General features: G+C 32.9%; 28 protein-coding genes. 15 read left to right on the top strand and 13 right to left on the bottom strand.

Features of this window, described 5'->3' with window-relative positions:
- The first annotated feature begins 179 nt into the window (after window positions 1-179).
- Genes EKM77_RS01370 through EKM77_RS01355 form a run of 4 tightly spaced genes read left to right on the top strand, consistent with a single transcriptional unit; the run spans window position 180 to window position 2803 of the window.
- Window positions 180-983, top strand: coding sequence for a hypothetical protein (locus tag EKM77_RS01370; RefSeq protein WP_225425164.1), 804 nt, complete (start codon window positions 180-182; stop codon window positions 981-983).
- Window positions 973-1668 carry a hypothetical protein gene (locus EKM77_RS01365; RefSeq protein WP_125591893.1) on the top strand — a complete coding sequence of 232 codons (696 nt, stop codon included), beginning with the start codon at window positions 973-975 and terminating at the stop codon, window positions 1666-1668. The genes EKM77_RS01370 and EKM77_RS01365 overlap by 11 nt, the downstream gene beginning before the upstream one ends.
- Window positions 1669-2307, top strand: coding sequence for an ATP-binding cassette domain-containing protein (locus EKM77_RS01360; RefSeq protein ID WP_125591891.1), 639 nt, complete (start codon window positions 1669-1671; stop codon window positions 2305-2307). It begins immediately after the preceding gene.
- Window positions 2291-2803, top strand: coding sequence for a hypothetical protein (locus tag EKM77_RS01355; protein WP_125591889.1), 513 nt, complete (start codon window positions 2291-2293; stop codon window positions 2801-2803). The genes EKM77_RS01360 and EKM77_RS01355 overlap by 17 nt, the downstream gene beginning before the upstream one ends.
- 38 nt (window positions 2804-2841) lie before the next feature.
- Here the strand turns inward: EKM77_RS01355 and EKM77_RS11105 are convergent, their stop codons facing one another.
- The gene (locus EKM77_RS11105) at window positions 2842-2973 is read right to left on the bottom strand and encodes a hypothetical protein (RefSeq protein ID WP_263852882.1); all 132 of its coding nucleotides are present in this window, start codon (window positions 2971-2973) and stop codon (window positions 2842-2844) included.
- A 170-nt stretch (window positions 2974-3143) separates the two neighbouring features.
- Here EKM77_RS11105 and EKM77_RS01350 point away from each other — a divergent pair, with 170 nt between their 5' ends.
- Window positions 3144-3326, top strand: a complete 183-nt coding sequence (locus tag EKM77_RS01350; RefSeq protein WP_125591887.1) for a hypothetical protein — start codon at window positions 3144-3146, stop codon at window positions 3324-3326.
- A gap of 35 nt (window positions 3327-3361) precedes the next feature.
- Here EKM77_RS01350 and EKM77_RS01345 read toward each other — a convergent pair whose 3' ends face one another.
- Window positions 3362-3553 carry a hypothetical protein gene (locus EKM77_RS01345; RefSeq protein ID WP_125591885.1) on the bottom strand — a complete coding sequence of 64 codons (192 nt, stop codon included), beginning with the start codon at window positions 3551-3553 and terminating at the stop codon, window positions 3362-3364.
- Window positions 3554-3654: 101 nt separating this feature from the next.
- Here EKM77_RS01345 and EKM77_RS01340 point away from each other — a divergent pair, with 101 nt between their 5' ends.
- Window positions 3655-4872: a M20/M25/M40 family metallo-hydrolase gene (locus EKM77_RS01340; protein ID WP_125591883.1), complete on the top strand. Its 1218-nt coding sequence runs from the start codon at window positions 3655-3657 to the stop codon at window positions 4870-4872.
- A gap of 305 nt (window positions 4873-5177) precedes the next feature.
- Complete coding sequence (locus EKM77_RS01335) at window positions 5178-6173, top strand: aldo/keto reductase (RefSeq protein WP_125591881.1); 996 nt, start codon at window positions 5178-5180, stop codon at window positions 6171-6173.
- A 62-nt stretch (window positions 6174-6235) separates the two neighbouring features.
- On the opposite strand, the gene EKM77_RS01330 is transcribed toward EKM77_RS01335, so the two are convergent.
- From EKM77_RS01330 to EKM77_RS01300, 7 genes are all read right to left on the bottom strand, one after another.
- Window positions 6236-7018 (bottom strand): Cof-type HAD-IIB family hydrolase, encoded by a 783-nt coding sequence (locus EKM77_RS01330; protein WP_125591879.1) that lies wholly within the window; start codon window positions 7016-7018, stop codon window positions 6236-6238.
- A 12-nt stretch (window positions 7019-7030) separates the two neighbouring features.
- Window positions 7031-8026, bottom strand: a complete 996-nt coding sequence (locus EKM77_RS01325) for an aldose epimerase family protein (protein WP_125591877.1) — start codon at window positions 8024-8026, stop codon at window positions 7031-7033.
- Between the two features lie 5 nt (window positions 8027-8031).
- A complete protein-coding gene (pgmB, locus tag EKM77_RS01320) occupies window positions 8032-8703 on the bottom strand; it encodes a beta-phosphoglucomutase (RefSeq protein ID WP_125591875.1) in 672 nt (223 codons plus the stop codon).
- A 77-nt stretch (window positions 8704-8780) separates the two neighbouring features.
- Entirely contained in the window at window positions 8781-11024 is a 2244-nt protein-coding gene (locus EKM77_RS01315; RefSeq protein WP_125591872.1) for a glycoside hydrolase family 65 protein, read from the bottom strand.
- Between the two features lie 12 nt (window positions 11025-11036).
- A complete protein-coding gene (locus tag EKM77_RS01310) occupies window positions 11037-12389 on the bottom strand; it encodes an SLC45 family MFS transporter (protein ID WP_125591871.1) in 1353 nt (450 codons plus the stop codon).
- Window positions 12390-12518: 129 nt separating this feature from the next.
- Window positions 12519-13499 carry a LacI family DNA-binding transcriptional regulator gene (locus EKM77_RS01305; RefSeq protein WP_125591869.1) on the bottom strand — a complete coding sequence of 327 codons (981 nt, stop codon included), beginning with the start codon at window positions 13497-13499 and terminating at the stop codon, window positions 12519-12521.
- A gap of 112 nt (window positions 13500-13611) precedes the next feature.
- Window positions 13612-14613, bottom strand: coding sequence for a tRNA dihydrouridine synthase (locus tag EKM77_RS01300; protein WP_125591867.1), 1002 nt, complete (start codon window positions 14611-14613; stop codon window positions 13612-13614).
- A 170-nt stretch (window positions 14614-14783) separates the two neighbouring features.
- Here EKM77_RS01300 and EKM77_RS01295 point away from each other — a divergent pair, with 170 nt between their 5' ends.
- The 5 genes from EKM77_RS01295 to EKM77_RS01275 all read left to right on the top strand — a co-directional run bounded on the left by EKM77_RS01295 (window position 14784) and on the right by EKM77_RS01275 (window position 18211).
- A complete protein-coding gene (locus tag EKM77_RS01295) occupies window positions 14784-15464 on the top strand; it encodes a YjjG family noncanonical pyrimidine nucleotidase (RefSeq protein ID WP_125591866.1) in 681 nt (226 codons plus the stop codon).
- A 161-nt stretch (window positions 15465-15625) separates the two neighbouring features.
- On the top strand, window positions 15626-16210 hold the full coding sequence (locus EKM77_RS01290) for a TetR/AcrR family transcriptional regulator (RefSeq protein ID WP_164507686.1): 585 nt from the start codon (window positions 15626-15628) through the stop codon (window positions 16208-16210).
- Window positions 16211-16269: 59 nt separating this feature from the next.
- A complete protein-coding gene (locus tag EKM77_RS01285; protein WP_125591862.1) occupies window positions 16270-16842 on the top strand; it encodes a flavodoxin family protein in 573 nt (190 codons plus the stop codon).
- A gap of 100 nt (window positions 16843-16942) precedes the next feature.
- Complete coding sequence (locus EKM77_RS01280; protein ID WP_125591860.1) at window positions 16943-17545, top strand: NAD(P)H-binding protein; 603 nt, start codon at window positions 16943-16945, stop codon at window positions 17543-17545.
- A gap of 15 nt (window positions 17546-17560) precedes the next feature.
- On the top strand, window positions 17561-18211 hold the full coding sequence (locus EKM77_RS01275) for an NAD(P)H-binding protein (protein ID WP_125591858.1): 651 nt from the start codon (window positions 17561-17563) through the stop codon (window positions 18209-18211).
- Window positions 18212-18527: 316 nt separating this feature from the next.
- Here the strand turns inward: EKM77_RS01275 and EKM77_RS11170 are convergent, their stop codons facing one another.
- The gene (locus tag EKM77_RS11170; RefSeq protein WP_125591856.1) at window positions 18528-19178 is read right to left on the bottom strand and encodes a sugar O-acetyltransferase; all 651 of its coding nucleotides are present in this window, start codon (window positions 19176-19178) and stop codon (window positions 18528-18530) included.
- A gap of 9 nt (window positions 19179-19187) precedes the next feature.
- Window positions 19188-21473, bottom strand: coding sequence for an ATP-binding cassette domain-containing protein (locus tag EKM77_RS01265; protein WP_125591855.1), 2286 nt, complete (start codon window positions 21471-21473; stop codon window positions 19188-19190).
- A 127-nt stretch (window positions 21474-21600) separates the two neighbouring features.
- Between EKM77_RS01265 and EKM77_RS01260 the strand changes: the two genes are divergently transcribed.
- Window positions 21601-22530: a helix-turn-helix domain-containing protein gene (locus EKM77_RS01260; RefSeq protein WP_125591853.1), complete on the top strand. Its 930-nt coding sequence runs from the start codon at window positions 21601-21603 to the stop codon at window positions 22528-22530.
- Window positions 22531-23048: 518 nt separating this feature from the next.
- Here EKM77_RS01260 and EKM77_RS01250 read toward each other — a convergent pair.
- Both EKM77_RS01250 and EKM77_RS01245 read right to left on the bottom strand, forming a co-directional pair.
- Window positions 23049-23213, bottom strand: coding sequence for a hypothetical protein (locus EKM77_RS01250; RefSeq protein WP_164507685.1), 165 nt, complete (start codon window positions 23211-23213; stop codon window positions 23049-23051).
- 17 nt (window positions 23214-23230) lie between these two features.
- Window positions 23231-23683 carry an arginase family protein gene (locus tag EKM77_RS01245; RefSeq protein WP_164507684.1) on the bottom strand — a complete coding sequence of 151 codons (453 nt, stop codon included), beginning with the start codon at window positions 23681-23683 and terminating at the stop codon, window positions 23231-23233.
- 104 nt (window positions 23684-23787) lie between these two features.
- Between EKM77_RS01245 and EKM77_RS01240 the strand changes: the two genes are divergently transcribed.
- Window positions 23788-24063, top strand: coding sequence for a MerR family transcriptional regulator (locus EKM77_RS01240; protein WP_125591847.1), 276 nt, complete (start codon window positions 23788-23790; stop codon window positions 24061-24063).
- A 399-nt stretch (window positions 24064-24462) separates the two neighbouring features.
- Window positions 24463-24621 (top strand): hypothetical protein, encoded by a 159-nt coding sequence (locus EKM77_RS10925; protein WP_164507683.1) that lies wholly within the window; start codon window positions 24463-24465, stop codon window positions 24619-24621.
- Window positions 24622-24713: the final 92 nt, after the last annotated feature.

Raw genomic sequence — 24713 nt, 5'->3', positions numbered from 1 at the left:
CCATTTTAAAGCGTTGCCATTACCAAGTAAATTTAGTTTCAAAAGATATGAACATATGTAATTATATAGTGTCACAATCTAGTTTTATTATCATTTAAATTATGATTAAGTTATATCATATGATACATTTTGTTAATGATATTTATTTTCAAAATATATTCTAAGAAGGACAATATTTAATGATAAATTACTTAAAAATGCGGATTGTTAAGCGATTGGCCCTGATCTCATTAGGTATTAGTTTAATCCTCTCCGGTCTTCAAATAGTACAATCACTCACTCCAATTTTAAAATTTGGTAATACATTTCTAGAATCTCCATACACTAGATGGTTTTCAGTGGATCCTTTTAATTTTGAACCAATTATTTTTTATATACTATTGCCACTAATAGCCAGCATACCAACATCACTTATCTTAAAAGAAGATCTAGATTCCGGATTCATTTTTTATCTTAGAAATAAATTTAATTTGAATAAAATTGTCTTTTCTTACGCATCAGCAGCATTTATTGGCGGATTCGTTTCGGCAATTATTCCCCTAGTTACCAATTTTCTAACTTATTTTCTTTTTATACCTAATATAAGACCTGATTTTCTCATCAATGAAAATTTATTAATAATAAACGAAAATACGCTTTTTGTTGACTTATATTATCAACATCCACTAATGCATGGAATTTTTTCCATTTTACTAACCTCATTTTGGGGAGGCTTATTTGCAGTCTTAACTTGTTCATTTTCTATATGGATCAAAGGGAAATTTTTATCTCTTCTTTCAACTTTACTTCTTCAGATCTCTATATTGATATTAAATATTTTTATAAAAATTCCTCATTTTGTTAGCTTTTTGCCATCTGACTTTTTAAGAGAGACCGCACCTAGTGTAATAAATATCGCAACTGTAATTATCATGACTATTATATTTTCACTTTCGAGTATTTTTCTATTACTTATAGGAAGGAACAGGAAAATTGTTTGGTAAAATTTTAAAACAACAGCTTAGCCTGATTTACCATGATCGTTCAATCATTCTATTTTCTGTTCTTGCAATAGTTATAGGTTTATCACCATTTGGACAATTAACTATTTTAAGAAAATCTGCTGATATGTCACAATTTTTAACTTCCATATTTAGTCCCTACACACTATGTTTTGGATTATTCACAATTTCTTTAATTGCTAGTTTGAATACCGAAAAATTTAGACTGAATGATTTTTTGATCACTCGAACCAGAACTAGTATTACTGTCTCAATAATCATTAGAACAGGATTCATACAACTTATTATTTGGCTACTTTGGATGTGTTCTTCGATACTTACAATAACTTTAAGCGGTCTTGGAAATCTTCTTATCTTAACAAGATTTGAAATTTTGATTTTATATTTTTATGTCTATCTTGTCCTTCTTCTTCTATCTTTAGTTGAATTATTTATCCTTACAATAATAAGAAGCAAAATCATAGCCTTTACAACGGCATTTGGAATTAATTGCTTCGACTTTTATTTATCAAAAATCAAAATTAACTCTTTGATCTATTACTTTGTAACGCCAAAAAGTTTACTAGGAATATTGGTAAGATCCATTATTATGGTCATCTTGACGATTGTATTCACCGTCTCGATCAACAAAATAATATTTAAAAAAGAATTTTTAGAGGTAAATTAAATGAAATTTATAGAACTAGAAGCAGTGAATAAAAGATTAAACGATCAGCTTTTAATCGACAATGTAAATCTCAAAATAGACCAAGGAGAAATTGTTACATTTGAAGGGATCAATGGTTCTGGTAAAACGATTATTTTAAAAGCTATTCTCGGTTTGATAAAAATTGACGGTAAAATTTCAATTGATCAGCAGATAATAAATCCCAAGATTAAATATCCCATCAGTGTAGGAATATTAATCGAAAGACCTAGTTTATTTGAAAATATGACCGCGTTTCAAAATCTAAAACTATTAGCTCGACTGCAGGACAACGTAAATAATAATGACATTACACAACTATTAACTTTACTAGGTCTTAAAGAAAACATTCATCAAAAAGTTAAGAAATTTTCCTTAGGTATGAAACAGAAAGTAGGAATTGCCCAAGCTCTATTGGGAAGAAATCAATTAATAGTGTTAGACGAACCGACTAATGCTCTAGATAAAGAAAGCATAGAATCACTAGTTAAAATCATTAAAGATTTTAATACCAATAAAACTACTTTCCTAGTAACATCCCATGATGCTCAATTTTTACAAAAAATCTCTACAAAGCATTTCCGTATTGAAAATGGAGGAATACATGAAAAAATATCATAATCATCTAAAAGTGATTCTGCTGTTCACCATTTCAATGATTACTCTTATTTTTTTAACATTACAATATCAAAAAATTAACGCTGAATATTACAATACTAGAGAAATAAGTATTGTTAAAAACAAAAAAATAACGGCTAATAACGTTGAATTCAAAGTTGTAGATATTTTTTCTGATCGAGATTCCATTATCGTAACGCTAAATATCAAACAAACTGGTCCAGGATTCTATGGTATGAAAAGTAGTGATAATTTTTACGAGAATATGTGGATCGCTAGTCCTTATGTGTTCAGTCAGCATTATAATAAAGCGATAACTGATCAAGACAATCGAAAATTTGATATGAAGAAATACGCTGACGGAAAAGAGATGACTGCTAAAGTTTCCTTCAGAAATAATAAAGCTCTTGAGAATGGCAAATTTTATTTCCTAGTATCCAATAATAAATCTATGATCAAATATGCTTTACCACTAAAAAAAGGCACTGTCAGAAATTAATCTGACAGTGCCTTTTTAGACTCTCTTATAGTCATTGGTTAAGCAACTTTAGTTTTTAAATCAGTAATAGCTTTTTCAATGGTTGTACCGTTACCAAAGTTATTGCTATTTTTAACATCAATTGCTGTGAATAATTGATCATTAGTATTTAATAGAATTCTATATTTCATATTATTCACACCTCCTTCTTACAAAGTTATATCTCTAAGAGGTAGCGATAGTGGTTACTATACTAGGGTGTCCGACAATAGTCAATCATTTTGTTTTTTAATCGTTTTACTTGACTTAATAAAGAATATAAATAATTATATAGTTGTAGACTTATGAAAAGGAGAACTAAATGTTCGATTTATTTTTGAGATTCATTAAATGGTTTCTGATCGTTGCTGTTGCAATAGCTATTTTCTTCTACATTGGTATCCCTCTATTAATTATGGCTGCCATTGCGTTTGGGATCTATTATTTATACAAGCGCTACAAATCTAGCCGCTATACTCCTGAGGGACGTAAGAAGGTTAACTAATATTGAAATTAAAAACTAGAAATCCATCTGGACTTCTAGTCTTTTTTATTTCTAGTACCTCTGGATCTTCCCTTGTCAGATGTAAAAGAAATTATCACCAGCAAAATACCTGCTGCAAGTGCACTTAATAGTAATTGGCTTGTAAACCAATGAAATAAATATCCTAATATGGCAACGATTACCAAGATGGCTCCTAGCCATCGATCGATCTTCATCAATAAATTCAATTTTTATTCACCTTTTATTACTTTTTAGTTTAATTAATACTAATATATAGTTGTTCGATACTTACTATTATACATGAAACTTTATTCTTGGAGGAATCATAATGGATAAAACAGAGAAGTTATCTATTTTAGACGATTTAATAAAACTTGAGACCGTAAATGGTCATGAAGAATTGGTGGCCAATTATCTTAAAAAACTGTTCGAAAGACATCAAATTAAGACGGAATTAGTTAAAACAGATGATAATCGCTTTAATTTAATTGCTTCTATTAATAATAATGCCGAAAAAACACTTGGGTTTACAGGACATGAGGATGTTGTTGCTCCAGTTGATGAAAAGAAATGGAATTACGGAGCATTTAACCCTAAGCACATCGATGGAAAAATCTTTGGACGTGGAACATCAGATATGAAATCTGGCCTAGCTGGATTAACGATTGCCATGATCGAGTTAAACGAAGATGATAATTTTAAGGGTAATATTAAATTTATCGCCACTGTCGGTGAAGAATTAGGTGAAATTGGTGCTAAACAGTTATCAGAATCTGGGTACGCTGATGATCTTAATGCACTTGTTGTCGGTGAGCCAAGTAATGCTTCTTCGACACCTGTTATGGATCAACTAATTAACAGTGGTTTGATTCAAATTCCAGACTCTAATCCTTCTGAATATGGACGTCATGCTATCTTTTGCGCTCATAAGGGCTCAATTGACTACAAAGTTTCACATGGTAAAGCCGCACATAGTTCTATGCCAGAAGCTGGTATTAATGCTTTAGACAATTTGATTACTTTCTATAACAAACAAAAAGAATACTTCAATGGATTAATTGCTAAAGATGAAATTCTTGGTAAGACAACACCTGCAGTTACAATTATAAAATCCGGTGACCAAGAGAATACTATCCCCGACTATGCAGAAATGAATGTTAAAATCAGAACTATTCCAGAATACAATAACGATAAATTAATCGTTGATCTCAAAAATATTATTAATGAGTTAAATCAAACTCCACATATGTCTTTGGAACTTAATGAAACAAGCAGCAACTGGCCAGTTAAAACTGATATGGATTCTAACTTTCTAAAGATCGTTCGTCAAAGTTATCAAGAAGTATTTGAAAAAGAAGCTTTGGCAGTTGGTGCACCTGGTGGTACTGATGCATCTCAATTTGTTAAGGTCAATCCTGATTTAGAAGTAGTTGTCGCTGGCCCTGGTAACGAAAGTGCTCATCAAGTTAATGAATTTGTTTTTGAAGATGATTACCTACAATTTATTAATATTTACGAAAAAATTGCTCTGAAATATTTTGAATAAAAACAATTAAGGAAACAACAATGCGCAAACTATCAAGAATACTTCTAATACTATTATGGATCTTATGGATAGGTTTATTTATATTTTGGGGCTCACATTACGGCTGGTCCTCACTTGGGCCTGTTATTACTCACAATAAGCCACATGGAATTTTTGGCTGGTCGTTTACGATCCTATTTTGGTTATCGGCTGCTCACTTCACTTACTATCGTTTGATCAATTCAAAATGATCCCAACCTATCTCCTTGAGTAACCGTTTGCAATGGCTTACTATTAATAGTATGAACAATGAGGAGGAAGATAAAATGTATGTTGCTTCAGAAAATCGTTATGACAATTACTCTGTTCGTCACGCTGGTGAAACTGGTTTAATGTTACCCCCAATTTCTTTAGGATTGTGGCGTAATTTTGGTAGTGCTGATCCATTAAGCGAACGCAGAAATACGATTCTACATGCTTTTGACAAAGGTGTATTCCATTTTGACAATGCTAATCACTATGGTGATGGCAATACTGGCTTTGGTACTTCAGAAGAATTACTAGGTCAGATTTTGAAAAATGATTTGAAATCTTATCGTGATGAATTAGTCATTTCTACTAAGGTTGGTTATGAAATTCATGATGGACCTTATGGTATCGGTACTTCCAGAAAATCATTACTTCAAGGTATCAATGACTCACTACAAAGACTAAATTTGGATTATGTAGATATTTATTATGCTCATAGATATGATGATAAAACCCCTATCGAAGAAACCGTTAGAGCTTTGGATGATATAGTACGTTCTGGTAAGGCGCTATATGTCGGTGTTTCAAACTATGAAGTTCCCGAATTAAAACAAGCTATTGCCCTGTTTAAAAAACTCGGTACCCCATTTGTTTTGGATCAAATGAGTATGAACTTATTAAATGATCATGTAGAAACTAGTGGATTAGCTCAATTATTAAAGGATAACGGTGCTGGTGTAATCGCCTATGGTCCACTTTGTGAAGGATTATTATCCGACCGCTATCTTAATGGAATTACCGATTCATTCAAAATACATCATACAAATTCTGAACTCTTAGACGATGGTCCTGATGCTTTAGTCGCTAAATTGAATAAATTAAATGATATCGCCAAGAACCGAGATCAGACACTTAGTCAAATGTCACTTGCCTGGTTGTTAAAAGATCCTGTCGTTGCCAGCGTTATTATTGGAACAACTAATAATGATCATCTAGACGAAAATTTAAAGGCTCTCGATAATCTTGAATTCTCAAATGATGAAATTAGTGAAATAAACAAATTAATAAAATAAAATTTTATAATTACAAAAAGGAAACTTTCTCCACTTAATTAAGTGAGTGAAAGTTTCCTTTTTTAAATCATTAGTAATTTATCAATTGCACGTAAAACGCCATCTTCATTATTAGTTTTGACTACAAAATCAGCTTTATCTTTTACATCATCAAAAGCATTACCCATGGCAAATTTAACTCCAGATTGGTTGAACATTTCCAAATCGTTATAGCCATCACCAAAACAAATCGTATCATCCTTAGTACAGTCGAGGATATTTTGAAGCTTTTGAATTCCGGTTCCTTTATGCGCTCCAAAATTGGAAACATCGATCCAAGTCGGCTCTGGAGCAACGATAAATAATCTATCTTTAAAATTATCTAAACGATGACAATATTCAAAAGTATGTGCCTTAGCATCGTATACAGAAATTTTAGTAAAATCTTGAGTTATCGCTTTAAAATCTGCTATTTCGGTTACTAGGTGATAACTTTTTTTAATTCGATTGATCTCGGCATCACTACGACCAGTTGGGATATAACTGCGATCTTCAGTTGAAGCAACAATATTAAAATCAATATTCAGATTTTGCAAAGCAGTAATAAATTCTTGACCTAATTTGTTAGGAATCAAGTTCTTATAATAGAATTTACCTTCATATTTAATTCTAGCCCCACCATCACCAACGATCCAGATGTCAGAACCTAAAATCTCTTCAACCTTTTCGGCTTGTTTGCCAGTGCAAGCAGCGAAATTAATATTTCGGGCTTTTAACTCTTCTTTTATCTTATTGTAATGTTCTACATTATAATTCTTATTTTTATCTAAAAAGGTACTATCTAAATCAGTTATTACAAGTTTCATCAAAATTTTCCTTTAATTAATTTGACGATACTTATAACTATTGGTATAAGTTACAGACTCATTTGCAGGCAAAACTATATTACCAAATCCTACATGATTGATTGCATCAGGCAACGTCTGCATTTCCATTGCTAGGGAATTATATTCTCTTTTATCCGCTTTTTTGGGATCATTGGGGTTTGCTGTAAAAATGACCAAACCATTTCGATCAGAAGAAAAATCAACGGCTCGCTTATTCGATTTTATAGTAGCTACTGAATTTCCATCAGTAACAAATGTATCGTCAAATTCTAGTTTACCATTATCAGATTTCAAATCATCTAAAGCTTTAGCAATCGTTTTGAATTCTTTAAATTCATATCCCTTCGTTACTGGCAAAATTTTACCAGTTGGAACTTTATTGGAATCAACCTCAAGTATCGAGTTAGAGTTGATTTTCACATCTTGTCCAAATACATCTTCATTATCCGTTACATTGAAGTAAACATGACAAGTTGGATTAAAGAGTGTCTTTGCGGTACTTGTCGCAGTATAGGAAATTTTAACTTCGTTTTCTTCACTTAAACTATAAGTAATTTTTAGTTCCAGATCTCCTGGAAAATTATCATCAGCACTTAAAAATTTATGTGACAGTATAACTTCATCTTTAATAACCGAACCGGAAAAGTTAACACTTTGAAATCCATTATCTCCACCATGGATCAAATTTGAACCATCATTTGCTGGTAAATGATAATTTTTATCATCCAATTTGAAGCTAGCGTGACCAATTCTACCTGCAACTCTACCAACGGTTTTCCCTACTTGATAAGGAGTCTTGATATAATCATCCAAATTATCAAAATGACTGATCAGTGAATGCGTGATTCCATTTTCAACAACTTTGAAATCCTGCCAAGTGGCAGCGTAAGATAATACATTTAACTGCGTCTTATGCTTATTCTCAATTTTATATAAATAAACCGGCCCATTTTGATAAGTCCCAAACTGTTCTTTAGTTATTTTCATCGAGATCAGTCCAAAGCCTTTTTAATATTTGCCAAAGTTAATTCACTTGTATCAGCAAAATTAATATCAGCCTCACTTAAAATGTTTTTATCACCTATACCAATAGATAATTCTCCAGCTCCATTGATCGATTGAACTCCAGCTTTAGCATCCTCGATCCCGATACATTCTTCTGGTTTAAGATTTAAAGCCTCTGCTCCACGAGCAAATATTTCAGGATCTGGTTTACCATGCTTTAGAGTTGTTGGATCAACTTTGTTCTTAAAATACATTGCTAGTCCTAATTGTTTTAAAACTAATGGTGAATTCTTTGAGGCTGAAGCAAGTGATAATTTATAATCATGCTCTTTAAGATCCTTTAAAAAGTCTGCAATTCCTGGAAGAATTGCTGTAGCATCCATATCTTTTAAAAGATTTAAATAATTAGTGTTCTTTTCTGCTGCAAAATCTTCTTTTTCTGCTTCTGAATATTTATTTTCGATTCCGCCGCTCTTTAAAATCAAATTTAATGAGTCCATACGACTGATTCCTTTAAGTCCATCAGCTAATTCATCTGTCCAAGTAACACCTAATTTTTCTGCCAATTGGCGCCATGCCTTAGCATGATAGACTGATGTATCAGCAATAACTCCATCTAAATCAAAAACGAATCCTTTAATCTGCTCAAATTTTACCATTTGAATTCTCCTTTATAAAAAAAGCGTGACGAAACGTTTTTTGCACACTAAGCAAAACGGCGTTCCCTCACAACTCCTTAATTTAATTCGACTAACTCGTCATTAACTTTAATTGATAGTGGTTCACCTGAAATTAATTTAAAGTGTGAACCAGATTTATCAATTGTTATTTCAATTACACGTCCTCTAAATACTTGTCTAAATGAATAACTATCCCACTTCTTTGGTAGGAATGGTTTATAACTCAAAGTTCCATCATCATGGACACGCATACCTGCAAATCCATGCACAATTGAGATCCAACCACCTGTCATTGAAGTGATATGCAAACCGTCATCGGTATCATTATTATAGTTATCTAAGTCTAGTCTAGCTGTTCTTTCATATAATGCAACCGCTTTATCTTCGTAATGTAAATCAGCGGCAAGAACAGAATAAATTGAGGCTGAAAGACTTGATTCATGAACTGTTAATGGCTCATAAAAATCAAAGTTCTTCTTCTTTTCATCTTCTGTAAAGTCATCCATAAAGTCCCAAATACCTTGAATAACATCACCTTGTTTAATATATGGTGAACGAAGAATTTTATCCCATGACCAGTTTTGATTTAATGGCAATTGATCACTTGGCAATTCGCTGACTGGCTTAATATCTTTATCTAAGAAGCCATCATGTTGTACAAAAATACCTAATTTTTCATCATATGGTAAGTACATTCTATCGACAATATCTTGCCAATGCTTCTTTTCATCAGCTGAAATATTTAATTTAGCAGCTTGTTCATCTGAAACTTCATTTAATACTTTGAGGGTATATTCAAGTGTCCAACGTGCCAAATAATTTGTATACCAATTATTATCGACATTGTTTTCATATTCATCAGGTCCAGTAACACCGTGAATCATATACTGATTATTACGTTGACTAAAGTGAACACGATCAGCCCAGAAACGAGAAATTTCTGTTAGAACTTTACTACCTTCGTTAAGAACATATGACTTATCACCTGTATAACGTGTGTAGTTATAAATGGCAAAAGCAATATCACCATTACGATGGATCTCTTCAAAAGTGATCTCCCATTCGTTGTGACATTCAATCCCGTTAAAGGTAACCATTGGGAACAAAGCTCCATCAAGACCTTGTTCTTTGGCATTTACGTAGGCTCCATCAAGTTGTTTATAGCGATACATCAAAAGGTTTCTAGTTACTTTAGGATCTGTGATACCTAAGTAAACTGGAATACAGAAGGCCTCAGTATCCCAATAAGTAGCCCCACCATATTTTTCACCAGTAAATCCTTTAGGACCAAAGTTTAATCTAGCATCGTCACCATAATAAGTGCTGAATAATCCAAATAAGTTAAAGCGCATTCCTTGTTGTGCTTCGACATCCCCCTTAATTTGAACATCAGATTTATTCCAACGTTCTGCCCAAATATCACGATGTGCAGTAAACAATTCGTCAAAGGTTCTAGACATTACTTTCTTAGTCAAAGAGTTCATTGCAGCGGTTAACTCATCAACTGTATCGTAATCTCTTGAGGTAGTTACGATCACACGTTTTTCAATTGAAGCTTGTGCACTCTTAGCCAAATCGATTTCAAAAGTCTTGCTTGTTTCAGTTTCTGTCTTTGTCTGATCAACTTCTTTAAGTGAAGTTACATGGCTCATCTGCATAGCGGAAGTGAATTGAGGAGTTCCGAAATTATTAGGTTTTGTTTTAGCTACGATACTGTCATCTGTTAAATCTAAAACATCCCAGAAACGTTCATCGTAATTGGCATCTTCGTTTTTAACATTCGCATCGATAGCAGAAATAACTTTGATATTAACCGTATCATCAGAGAGGTTTTCAAAACTGACTTTTTGAACTGAAAGTTCTTTTTGTTCAACACTTAAAAATCTTTCAAATGTAAGTTTAACCTTTTTACCATTTTTATTAACGATAAATGATCTAGTCAATAGTGAATCCTTCATATTTAAATCAAGAGTAAAGTCAGTAAAATCATCTTTAGCAAGATCTAGCTTTTCACCATCAATTAAGAAATTCATCTTAATAAAATTAACAGCATTGATCACTTTACCAAAATACTTAGGATAACCATTCTTCCACCAACCGACACGAGTCTTATCTGGGAACCAAACGCCACCAAGATATAGGCCTTGCAAAGTATCGGCAGAATAGTCTTCTTCAAAGAATCCACGCATACCCATATAACCATTTCCTAAACTAGTCATTGATTCTTGTAAACGCTTATCTTGAGGATCAAATTTATGTGTGACAACATCCCAAGGTTGTACTTCAAATATTCTTTTCATTAGTTTCTCCTTTTATGCCTTGTAAGTTTCTTTAATAAATCCAACTGATAATGCGGCGATTGCCATAATAATTCCACCTAGTAAGAACATGTGTGGTTGCGAATTACCGAATAATGGGAACAATCCAAAACTTGCTAATGAAGCGACAATTTGTGGTAAACAAATCGAACCATTGAAAAGTCCAAGATAAGTACCCATATGTTCACCTGATAATGCATTTGTGATCATTGTTAGCGGATAAGTATTCATAGCTGCCCAAGCCATACCAACTAAAATATATGAAACAACTAAAGCGTATTGACTATGAATCATAAATACTGAAATAAATCCGACTGCACCGAGAAGTAAACTCAAACTATAACCAAGTTTATGTTTACTATTAGGAATTTTAGCAAGTACATAAGACCAGATCACGGCTGCAATCGATTGCACAGCTGCTAAAACACCATACCAATTACCAGCAGCTTGATATCCTGATGAACTGGCATTAGCTGTGTGCCAAACATTAACTGAGATAGCACCAGCTGAATATGTCCATAGATATTGGAACGCCATCCAACAGAAGAATTGAACTAGTGTAACCGTCCAGAATATTTTAGGAGCTTTTTTAAGTAGATTTAGCCAATTTCCACCCTTTTTGTTAGCATCCTCTGAAATTCCATGGTATCTAGCATATGTTTGAGGATCGTATTCTTTAACACGTCCCATAGTGAAAAGTGTTGAAATAATTAAAATAGCTGCTCCAAGATAAAATGACCAAATAACTGACTGTGGTACGACACCCTTTTTAGCTGTATTAGCTAATCCAAAGGCTGTTAAAACAAATGGGAAAATTGCGGCAATAACGGCACCGGTATTTGATAAGAAACTTTGAATACCATATGCATAACTCTTTTGATCATCATTAACCATATCACCAACCATCATCTTGAATGGTTGCATGGCGACATTAGATGATAGATCCAAAAATGCAACTGTAATAGCACCAAATAGTAATGCAGCAAATGATGCATATCCAAATCCCATCGATCCAGAATTTGGTAATAAGAACATAACGATTGCGGCAACGATCGTACCTAAAATTAAATAAGGTAATCGTCTACCACCTAATTTTGGTGCCCAGGTTCTATCTGAATAATATCCAACGATTGGTTGAACGATCAATCCAGCCAATGGTGGCAAAATGAAGAACCAACCTAAGTTATTTGGATCAGCTCCAATTGTTTGAAAAATACGACTCATTTGTGAACTCTGCAAAGTAAATGCCATTTGAACACCTAAGAATCCAAAACTCAACATCCAAATGGTACTTGCTGGCAGTTTTGGAAGTCCTTGGCCCTCTTTTGGCTTTTTGTTATCTGCCATATTTAATATCCCTCTTTCTGACTAATCATTTTTGATTACTTTTTCATTATAAAACGCTTTCATTTTTTGTGCAACCGTTTGCACAAATAAAAATAAAAAAAGAAAATACCCAAAATGATAATTTCTCTTCTAAAACCCTATCTCATCACTAATTTTATGTGAAACAATTAAATGCTTTTTTATATTTATTTCTTGATTTTCTCGATCACTAAATAGCAAAATGACTGTTTTAATTCCCATTTGATCCGGAAAAACATCTATTGAATGAAAATTATCTTGAACCAAAGATGCCGGAAATGACTTATTGAATCCTACGATCGAAAGACTCTTTTTAGGATAAATTTTCTTAAAATAATTCAAAAATCTCAATCCTCTAAAATCATCAGTAGCAACAATTCCATCAATTTGGGGATGTTCAAAAATAAACTTTTCTATTTCCTCAACATTATCTGAAGAAACCTGCACATTATCAAAATCAACTAAACTTTCGTTACTGATCTTCTTAAATCCCTGATATCTTTGTTGTTCGTAAGTCCAATCGTTACTTGATTCAACAAATATTGGAAATTTAACATGCAATTTTTTTAACAAGAAATCAGTAGCAGTAATACCTGCTTCTACATTGTTATTATCAACGTAAAAGTCATTACTTGAAGTTGGCTGCCCGATAACAACAAAACGTAATTTATTCTCTCTCAAGAATTCACTGATGGCATCGTTAAATTTTGAATAAAGCAAAATAAAGCGCTTGATTTTTCCCTGCACTACCATGGAACGAACATTTTCTAACAACGCCTCATCAGTATTAGCAATTGCTACTGATAATGAATATTGTCTTTTAACTAATTCTGAATTGATACCTGAAAGAATGTTGATAAAGAATGGATTACTTGCTGTTTCACTACCGACTGGAAATACAACACCGACTGCATTTGCTTCACCGTTAGTTAAATTTTTAGCATTATAATCTGGCAAGTACCCCATTTCATCAGCGATTTTTTTAACTTTTTTTATCGTCGCTTCACTGATACGTGAATTATTATTTAAAGCTCTTGATGCTGTAGATGCTGAAACTCCAGCTCTTTTGGCTATATCTCTAATTGTAATCATTATTGAACCCCACTTGTACAATTGCTCTTATTACTATTTTAATATAGTTTTTGGTAAACAATGTATAAATAAGAATTGTTTTTAAAAAAGACCGGCAAAATTTGCCTGTCTTTTAATCATTCAAATATTTATCTTTTTCGGCTAAAATTTTTCTGACGTCATCAGTCGATTTTGTATCCATCATTGCATTTCTTAAGTCAGTTGCACCTAATTCTGGTCGAGCATAGATTTTGAAGAAACGTTTGAGGGATGGGAAACGTGGATAATCATAATGCTGTGAAAAATCGTCAAATAGATTTAACTGCATTTGTAACAGATCCAATAATTCATCTAAAGGATGTTCTTTAGGTTTTTTTTCAAATGCAAAAGGATTTGCGAATACCCCACGTCCGATCATAATACCGTCTAGACCGGAATGTTCTTGATACAATTTAATCCCTGCTTGATAATCAGGAATATCACCATTAATTTGAATCAAAGTTTGCGGAGCTATTTCATCACGCATTTTAATGATCTCATCAATGACCTCTAAATGTGCGGGAACTTTACTCATTTCCATCTTTGTACGCAAGTGGATCGTCAAAACATCAATATTTTGATGCAACAAGAATGGAATCCAGTCTTTAAACTCCTCAACTTTGCTATAACCAAGACGTGTTTTAGCACTGACAGCTAGTCCTGAAGTTTTTGCGGCTGCGATTACATTTTGGGCCCACTGATGATTCCTAATTAAGTCACTGCCACCATGATTTTTGATAACGGTTCCATCTGGACATCCCATGTTGATATCTATTGCTTGAAAACCACGTTCTGCCAAAGTAACGGCTGCAATTTCAAAGTCTGAAGCTTCATTTCCCCATAATTGAACAACAGGTAATGACTTCTCATTTTGATCAATGTAAAGTCGTCCATGAATAGGAAATTTAGTATTGGGATCAGTTATCGCCTTAGCATAAACAAACTCACTAAAAAATTTATCCGGTGGACATGCTTTAGTGATTACCTGACGGAAGACCGTATTACTAACAGCTTCCATCGGTGCCATCGTGAAAAATGGACGATCTTCTGACTTAGCTTTAGTTGAAATTTCTTGCCAAAATGTTGATTCTGTCAAACTAGTTTACCTCTTTAATTGTGAAAGTTTCATATCACTAATATATTACTAGTTTATGGTTTGAGAATCTAATAATGTGTCACTTCAATTAACATAGTCTTCTACAACCATTTACCATATAATACTATATATAATTTTTAAAAAAATTTTTCAGACTTTGAGGGATAGAAATGAATTATACAAATATACTTTTTGATTTAGACAATACAATTTTCGATACTCAAAAGAATGCTACTTTAGCGTTACATAAAATGAGAATTGCGAAGTCGTTTTCTTTTGATTCAGAAAAAATGAATTGGTGGTTTAAAGTTAATGATTTACTTTGGGGTAAGTTTGAGAATGGATCAATTAGTCGAAAAGAACTTTTGGACTCACGTTTTAAAACTTTCTTTGGTAAATATAACATCGAAGTTGATAGTGCAAAATTTGAAAAAGAATTTCAGGCTTTATTTGCCGCTGAACACTCATTGATGCCCAACGTAATTAGTATGCTAGAAGCTGTTAATCAAAATCACAATCTTTTCGTAGTTTCCAATGGATCTAAACAAAAACAGTTAACTCAATTAGCTGGTGCTGATATTTCAAAGTATTTTAATGAAATATTTTTAGCGGAAGATATTGGTTTCAAAAAACCGGACACTCAATTTTTTGATTCTGTTCAATCGGATATTAATGGTGCAACGCTATCCAATATGCTAGTCGTTGGTGATTCTCTAAGTGCTGACATTGATGGAGCCAATCGCTCACACATCGATAGTGTTTGGTATGATACCAAAAATGCAGGGAATGATTCAGAAATTAAATCAACATATACAATTACTAATTTAAATCAGTTAACAAAGATTGTTTAAAAAATATTTACTTATCAGCCTTCACAATTTCAATAGCGAATACCATGGCAATAACTGACAAAACTGTGATCCAAACCATCGACATATTATACGAAATCGCAGGACCAGTGTATTGGACTTACTCATATTAATGATTTATATTAGCTTACGTGGTGATGATAATGACAAAAAGAGAAATTGCTACTGCAGCAACAAGAGAAAAATTAATAAATACTGCAGAAAATATCTTACAAAAGAATGGTTACGAAAAAATGTCTGTAGCTGATATAGCGAAAACAAGTGGCGTGGCCAAAGGTACCTTTTATAACTACTTTGAAAAAAAAGAAGATATTATTTTTGAACTGAATAAACGTCACATGGATGATTTATCTGATCAAATAGACGATCTTGCAAAAGAACCAGCCGAAAATAGTATTCGCCTGTATCTAACTAATTTTTTACAAATAGTTGTAAACTCAAAAGTAAATATGGCACGCCAATGGGTCAGGTTTGTAGCTTCATCATCAAATCAGGATAAGTGGCAATATGATAACAAATTATTACAAAAACTATTTAAAGGCCTGATCACTAATCAAAAATTAAAACCATCTATTCCTATTGATGATATTTCACTTTTATTAATTACTGAAGTTTATGGAATAATATTCAGTTGGTGTATCTCCCCCACTACTATCGATCCCGTCACATCTATGAATAAATTTTGTGACATACAATTAAATAGTTTGCTGGAACCTTATTTTATATAGTAAGGTTTTAATTTTAAAAATAAAATGACCACCAGTCATATTATAGAAGGTGTATTTAGATGAATAAAATACTAACAACTGGTCGTGGTGCTGTTTCTGATGGAATGGATACTAATGCTAATGAAAAACTAACCAAATTATTAAATAATGCTACCAAAACATTAATAATTTATTTTTCCAGAAGTGGCAATACTGAGAAACAAGCCAAAATAGCACAAGGGTTTTTGAACGCTGATATTTTTGAATTGAGTGTCAAAAATTCTTACCCATCTAACTATACTCAAACCGTTAATCGATCAACCGATGAGAGAGAATCACAGGTTTGGCCAGAACTTCAAAGTAAAATCCCTAATTTAAACAAATACGACACAATATTACTTGGGCACCCTATCTGGGCAATGACAATTGCCAATCCCATGAGAGAATTTCTTGAAGAGTACGGAGAATTACTTGCAAATAAAAAAGTTGCCTCATTCTCCACTAATGCGGGATATGGTTCAGGAGAAACACAAAGAGTTATTTCAGAATTAACTCCGAATTCTACAAAGATTCTAAACAATTATTCCGTTCAAGATATCCATGCTAGAAAAGACCAAGTTAATTTTATTAACTGGCTAGAAGAAATTAAATAATTATGACTTTTAGTCACTTTTTTTACAAAAAACTGTTGCATTGAAGTAAACTTCAAGGTTTATGATGACCACATCAATTAAACAAAAGAGGAAAATAATAATGACAAATGTATTAATAATCGGAGCTACAGGTTCCGTTGGACAAACAACACGCAACTACTTTTTAGACAATACGGATGACAACTTAACATTAATGGCACGTCATCCTAGAGGTTTGAACGTCAATGATAACCGCGAAAAAATTATTCAAGGTGATGTCACAGATCAATCTATTTTAGCAGAGGCACTTAAAGGTCAAGATGTAGTATTCGCTGCTTTAAGTGGCAACTTGGCAAAAATGGCTGAAAGTATCGTTAAGGCAATGGACAAGTCAGATGTTAAACGTCTCCTATTCATTACTTCAATGGGTATTTATGATGAAATCCCCGCTTCCATTGGTGCTGGTGGTAATTTATCATCTAATCCAATGTTACAAACTTATCGTAATGCCGCTGATATCATTGAATCATCAGACTTAAACTACACAGTTATTCGTCCCGGCTGGTTTGATAATAGTAATGATACAAATTACGAAGTCACACACAAAGGTGAACCGTTCGGCGGCCATAATGTTTCAATCAAGAATATCGCCGATTTAGTGGTTAGACTATCCCACGACCCCAAACTAGGTTCACGTGACAGTTTAGGAATCAACAGAAAATAAGAAGAAGGTAATAAAATGAAATTATTAATTTTAGCAGCAAACGGACAAATCGCCCGTATCGTTGAAAATAGAATTTTAAATGAGAACGAATTTAAAGATGTAGAACTGACATTAGGATTACGTAATAGCAATCGACTATCAAATCTGGCAAGTAATCCTCGAGTAAACGTCATTGAAACTGACCTTGAAGATGCAAAGTCAGTTAATGATGCAGTTGTAGGACAAGATATGGTCTTCGTTGCAGTAGTTGACCATGATGGTGACAATGCAATGACCCACAATGTTATTAATGCTATGAAAAATAACAATGTCGATCGTGTAGCATTCACTAACATTCTCGGTCTCTATAACGAAGTCCCTGGCGAATTTGGTCGCTGGAATCATCAACAAGTTTCTGGTGGATTACAAGCCGCTATCAATTCAGACAAATTACTTGAAGAATCTGGATTAACATATACCACCCTTCGCCTTCCTTGGTTGAATGACCGTGATGAAGTAAAGTATTCAGTCACTACTAAGAATCAACAATACGATGGTGTATCAGGTTCACGCCAAAGTGTTGCCGATGTCGTATTACACATTGTTAAAGATCCAAAGTTTGGTGCTAACGATAGTCTTGGTATGGCTGATCCTGATACACAAGGATTAGATCGTCCTGTATATTAAAAAAATGCTTCATAATTGTTAAACAAGAAATTTAACAGTTATGGAGCACTTTTTATGTGGCCAAGTTTAATTTAATTTTTATTTTACTATCAAAACCATTATTTTCTAATTTCACTACTCATAAAGAAAGAAAAAATTATATATCATGGTTTAGAAATTTTTTCTACCATATTTCTTTACCTTCAGGCTTCGTAACATGCCAAGCTTTCATCTCGGAGTCAGTTTTATACTTACCATTCTAACCTTTAAATTATTAAATAATTCCATTCGCTGATTTACGAACATCAAAGAGTTCAATTAGATATACTAGCTTATCCTATAAATATTTTTCAATAATATCTTCAGGAATTTTTTTACCACTGTCATAATACTTATCATCATTTTCATCAATTGAACGGATTTTTCTTGCAGGATTTCCAACTACAACAACATTAGATTCTACGTCTTTAGTAACAACACTTCCAGCTCCAATAATTGAACCTTCACCAACAGTTACACCAGGTAGGATTGTGGCGCTAGCACCAATCCAAACATTTTTTTCAATTGTAATTGGTTTATTATATTGAAGTTTACTTTCTCTTAACTTAGGTGAAACTGGATGTATAGCTGTCGCAAAAGTTACATTGGGGCCAACCATACAATTATCGCCAAAATAAATTGCTCCGTCATCAACAAAATTACAGTTAAAGTTAATCAACACATCTTTACCAAAATGAACATTGACCAATCCGGTATTGGAATGAATTGGCGGAATCACGTATAAGTTATCACCATATGTTCCAACGACTTCCTTTAAAATCTGTTGTCGTTTTTTCAACCCATCTGGATTATCCGAAGTCTGATTCAATTCATTAATTCTCTGGACTAATGAATGCTGATATTCGATGAATTCTTCATCGACACTGTCATAAATCTCTCCTGAATTAATTAATTTTTTAAATTGTTTGATTTTTTCTTGTGAAATCATAATTTCTCCTTATTTAGATGCTAAATTTAAATATTTCGCTGTCAGTGATGTTGAACACTGCAACAAGTTATTTGGTGTTCCGCTGAAAACTAGTTGACCCCCGTTTTTACCGCCTTTTGGTCCAAGATCAATAACCCAATCTGAATTACCAATAATATCTAAATTGTGTTCAATTGTGATAACAGTGTTTCTATTTTGAACAAGTTTCCGCAACAATTTATTTAGTACCTGAACATCTTTAGGGTGTAACCCAACACTTGGCTCATCAAATATATAAACATTTCCTTTTTTCGTTAGTTCCGCTGCTATTTTTATTCTTTGGGTCTCACCGCCGGATAAAGTGCTAGTTGGCTGGCCTAAAGTAAGATAACCAAGACCAACATTCTTAAGACTAATCAATCGCTTTGTTATCTTTCTGTCATTAAAGAAATTTAATGCTTCATCAATAGTCATATTAAGAACTTCTATTATATTTTTATCGTTATATAAATACCCCAATGCTGTTTCATTGTATCTCCGACCATTGCATTCTTCGCAAATCACTTCAACAGAATCCGCAAACGCCATATCATATTTAATTTTTCCTTTACCATTACATACTGGACATGCTCCTTTAGAATTGAAGCTAAACCAGGATGCTGGAACATTATTTTTCTTACTAAAGACTTCTCGTATTTCGTCCATAACCCCGGTGTACGTGGCAGGAGTTGATCGAATCGAAGTACCAATTGGACTTTGATCAATGATAATCGAACCAGGATATTGCTTAGCAAAATCTCCCCTGATAAGAGAAGTTTTACCGGAACCGGCTACTCCTGAAACAGTTGTTAAAATATTTTTAGGAATAGTAATATTTAAATGTTTCAAGTTATTATTCGAAGCATTTTTTATTTCAAAACCTTTGGTCCATTTTAATGGCTGTTGATTGACACCAACTCTACTATTTATAGCTTCAGCGGTTGGAGTAGAAACTGAACTGATATTTTTAACATCCCCCTGATAAACAACTTTCCCACCATTTTTCCCAGCCAAGGGGCCAATATCAATGATTTCATCAGCTATTTTCATAATTTGTTTTGAGTGCTCTACGACTAGAACATTATTATGAGCGTTACGCAATTGCTGTAACATCTTAATAATTTTACTGATGTCAGAAGGATGGAGTCCAATTGTTGGTTCATCAAAAATATAAGTTACATTGTTCAATATTCCACCTAAATTACGAACTATCTTGATTCGTTGAAGTTCACCACCGGATAAGGTACTGGTCTTCCTGGCAAAATCAAGATAGCCAATTCCAATATCAACCATTCTCTTAAGAGAATCTATTAATTGATTTACAATTGAAATACCTCTAGGCTCAGTAATTTTACGCAACTCGTCTATTAGTTGACTAGCGTCCATGTGCATCATCTCTATAATATTTAAACCATTAATTTTAAAAGCAATTGCTTTGGGATTTAGACCTGTCCCCTGACAAATAGAACAAGGTATAGTATTAATATGTTCTTTTATTTCATCCCGTAAAGATTTTTTAAGTTTAGTAATATCCCTTGTCAGGTATAGGCGCTTAAATCGGGGAATAACTCCTTCATAATTGACACGATCAACACGTCCAGATTTATTAGAACGTATCTCAATGCTGACCGTTTTAGAAGGACCGTTCCTTAATATTGACAATTCGTCATCATTATAATCATTTAACTTTTTATCAGGATCTAAAAGTGAATTAGTGGAATAGATATAACTTTGCCAACCAGAATTGAATTGACTGAATTTTATTGCACCTTCATTAATGCTTTTACTAGTATCGAATAAACTTTCTTCATTTAAGATTTGAACTTTACCTAAACCAGTGCAAGTAGGACACATCCCTAAGGGATGATTAGTAGAATATGACATTGATCCTCCTGCACTAGGATGACCAATTCTGGAAAACAATAATCTCATTAAGGGTGCCGTATCAACCATAGTTCCAACGGTAGAACGACTATTAGAATTCAAAGTCTGTTGTCTAATTACAATTGATGGTGTTAAATTCTTAATCGAATCAACTTGTGGACGAGCATAGTGAGGCATTTTATTACGAATATATTGCGAATATGAAGACTGCCACTGGCGATTACTCTCAACGGCCAATGTATCAAATACTAGTGAACTTTTTCCAGAACCCGATACTCCAGTAAAAACAACAATTTTGTTTTTAGGTATCGTTAAATTGATATTTTTTAGATTATGTTCATGGGCATTTTGTATTTCAATTTTATCTTCTGATGAATAATCATTTTCTATCATTATTCTCTCCTTCAACTATTTTCCACAACGGAATCTAAGTATAGTGTCAAAATAGTACCCAAACAAGCAAAATTAGTACATAATTATAGTATTATCGTATCAAACTAAATTGGAGGTAATAATAATTTTGAAATCACTTACCCTAGAATCAAATCTTCGAGAACATGTAGTTTACAATAGCCACACTATCCCTCTATCAATTTGCGTTGATCACTTTGATGATTATTACAAGCGTGAATGGGAATGCCACTGGCATGAAGAATTTGAATTTGGTGTCTTGGTTAGTGGGAAACTACAATACACAATCTTTAACTCATATAATAAAACGCAAGTAATTGAATTATCTCCAGGCGATGGTATCTTTATCAATTCAGAGGTTCTACACAGTGCCAATGCTCTAGATAAGAACACCATTTTAAATTGTTTTGTTCTTCCAAGGACACTATTTAGTTCTCCCACTTTTGGCAATTTTGAGGAACAAGCACTTTCACCTGTAGTTAACTCAAATCGAAAATATCTCTTTTTCCAAAAAAATAATCATAGTAATGATGAGATAATTTCTAGTATTAATCATCTTTGTGAATTATCAGATACCGGAATTACGTATGACCTACAAAGTCTCGAATTGACTTTCAAAATTTGGAATCAACTAGTAATTAAATTTCAGTCCTTCAAAGATAAATCAGGTGGTGACAAACAGAATGAAGAAATAATTAAGCAATTGATTCAATTCATTCACGAAAACTATTCAAAAAAAATCACCGCTGAAGATATGGCTTCAAATGCACAAATTAGTCGCACCGCATGTTTTCGTATTTTTCAATCGGCCTTTGATAAAACTCCAAATGAATTTCTAAATGACTATAGGATGTCAATGGCTCTTTCCCTTTTAAAAGACACCTCACAACCATTAACGGAGATTTCGACAACTTGTGGATTCCAATCTGCTAGTTATTTTGGAAAGAAATTCAAATCATTATTTAAAATGACACCAAAACAATATCGATCAAAAATTCAAAAGCTTCCCACTTCAGACTACAAAACACCATTAACTTAAACAAATCACTCAAAAAGTAGGTTGAATGACCGTGACGAAAATAATTACGCTGATGCGATGGAAAACCTCAAAAAAAATCAGGGTAAAACTGTTAAGCGCTCTGAAATTATAAAAAGGTTGGATCTAGAATGAATAAATACACTTGAGAATTTGCAAAAAAAGCACATAAGGAATTTAGTAAACTAGACAAACAAATTCAAATTAGAATAGTTAAATGACTTGATACTCATATTGAGAATTCTGATAATCCCAAATCAAGGGTAAAGGCCTTAAGGGATAATTAGGGACACTGTGGAGATATCATGTCGGAAAATATCGTATCATTGCAGATATACACGACAATAAATTCATCGTGATTGTATTGAAAACTTCTAAAAAAAGGAAGGTATTCAGCAATCGTCAATCCAACAATATCGTTATCAGAACCAAGTTTATTCAGTACGTGAATTGCTTTATCAGGATTTAACTTTCCACCGGATACTTCATAATCAGTTACCACTGGTTTATCAAAATACTGATCAAAAAAATAGCTTTCGATCTAAGACATCGATATCAAAATGAACTAAAATTTTTGAAAAATGATGTTGGTCGATCCACTTTTGAATTTTTTTTACATCAACTTGTTGATCATCTTCCAGTTGATAATCTAATCCTAATTCTGGCAATAATTTTTTCTCGTCCACAGTCGGTTCTTGCAATCCTACATACAAATTGAATTATTGGAGAATGGATGTTTAATTAATTTTGATAAATCCGGGTCACCTTTCCCCATCAAATTAGCTAAAATCATTGCATGCTCATTAGAAAATATTTGCGGATTTGAAATATCAGGATGAGCATCGATCCAAATTATTCCTACGTCATCTCCGTATTTATCATGTAAATATGAGAACGGTACTTGTGATACCATGCAATTACCACCCAAAGTAATTATTCTATTTGGTTGTTCTGCGTCAACTATTTTCTGTGCTTGATGGACATTGTCTAATACTGTTGACTTAGCTGTAACACCACTTTCCACTTTTAATTTAGGTTGATCCTTTTGCGGCGCAACAACTGGAACTTGAATCGATTTTTGTTGTGGATTTTGCGGAGCTAACCAGTTTAGTAATTGTGCTCCGAAATAATAAGAATGATATACCCAGATTGCCAATCTGGGTATATCATTCTTATTGTCTTAGTCATATTTCTTATCTCTTTTTTCATTGTTGAGATAATCATAAAGTCTATACATACAATAGTGTCAAGGAGGCAATTATGAGAAAATTTTCTATTGGTGAAATGGCAAGAATTTGTAATGTTTCTATTCAAACTCTCAGATATTATGACAAAATTGATCTAATCAACCCAGCTGAGCGTAATCCTGAGAATAACTATCGTTATTACTTAATTCAACAAGTATTTCAAATCAATATCATCAAATACTTGCAATATGCGGGACTATCGATTGAGGAAATACGCCGAACCATCAACCTAAAAGGTGATGTCTTAGCAGATTTTTTAACTGAACAATCACAAAACATTTATGATTAAATAGGGCAACTTCAAAATAGTCAACAGTTAATCAATGGACAAATAAGGCAGTTAAAAGAACTTAAAAATATCACGCAACATCCCTTAGAAAAAGTTTATCAACGACATATCAAAGAACAAAATGTTATTCAAATTCCTACTCAACAAATCATCACACCTTTAAATTACCCAGATAAAGAAACCAATGAACTGGATCGGATACTAATTGATAATGGCACTATTGGAAATTTACAATATGGGTTCAGTTTTCCTTTAAAAGAGTATCAATCATTAAAGGATATTCATTATCAGTGAATACTTACTCAAGTATTCACTGATAATATTCCTAAATTGAAAAATTACTCAAAAAAAATTCTTGAAGGTAATTATTTATGTATCTCCTTCTATTGGGATCGCAGTATGTATTTTAATTATTATCAAAAAATTCAACAAGAATTCAATCAGCAATATCCAGATACATCAGAAATTGTATACGAGATTTCTTCAGTTGATTATTATGACTACCATGATGAAAATGATTTTATTACCGAACTTAGAGTTAAATTACCTGAAAAGTAACTTTTTATGAAATAAAATTTGATCAAAGCATTCAACTATATTATGAACAAAGCCTCCTAGATTGGATTTATTCCCAAACTAGGAGGCTTTCT

The organism is Companilactobacillus baiquanensis, assembly GCF_003946605.1.
GTDB classification, from domain to species: domain Bacteria; phylum Bacillota; class Bacilli; order Lactobacillales; family Lactobacillaceae; genus Companilactobacillus; species Companilactobacillus baiquanensis.
Note: the sequence above shows the minus strand (reverse complement) of the source record. Positions and strands in the feature narration are given on the sequence as shown.